This is a genomic window from Streptomyces brasiliensis, assembly GCF_014647875.1.
Taxonomy (GTDB): Bacteria; Actinomycetota; Actinomycetes; order Streptomycetales; family Streptomycetaceae; genus Streptomyces; species Streptomyces brasiliensis.
Window position 1 is genome coordinate 1 of record NZ_BMQA01000264.1, and the last position, 667, is coordinate 667.

The 667-nt window shown below is 69.1% G+C and carries 1 protein-coding gene; it reads right to left on the bottom strand.

The window, feature by feature from the left end; genetic code table 11:
* On the bottom strand, positions 1 to 667 hold a 667-nt coding region (locus IEZ19_RS50095; protein WP_189317998.1), incomplete at both ends, for an IS701 family transposase.

Consider the following 667-nt stretch of genomic DNA (forward strand, 5'->3'; position numbering starts at 1 on the left):
CGCTGTAGGGCGGGCGCTCGGGCCGCGCGTCGCCGGGGTAGGCGGTAGTGGTGCCTTTGACGGCGACCGCGTAGGCCAGCCCGCGCTCGGTCAGGCCCAGGCGGAAGCCGGTGGCATCGCCGTAACCGGCATCGGCGACCACCGGTAGATCCGGCAGTTCCCACTGGTCGCGGACTTCGTCGAGCATCTGAAGCGCCTGGCGCCACTTCTCGGTGTGGCGGACCTGGTCGGGGATGCCTGCCCGCCGGCGGCGTTGGCGGATCGCCTCGGCCAGCAGCTTGTCGTCTTCGGCCGTGGCATCGTCCCAGCTGTTGGGGATGAACAGCCGCCAGTCCACGGCCGCCGAGGCGTGATCACTGACCAGGTTGACACTCACGCCTATCTGGCAGTTGCCGCGCTTGCCCAAGGCACCGCAGTACATCCGGGCCACCCCGGGGGAGTCGTAGCCGTCCTTGGGGAAGCCGGTGTCGTCGATCGCATACGCCTCCGGAGCGATGTGCGCAACTGCCCACCGAGCCACCCGCCGCCGCACCTCGACGTAGTCCCAGGTGGAGGAGGAGATGAACTGCTGCAGCTGCTGGTGGTCCACGCCCAGGCGCTCGGCCATCGGCTGCATCGACTTGCGTTTGCCGTCCAGCATCAGCCCGCGCACATACAGCTCGCCCTT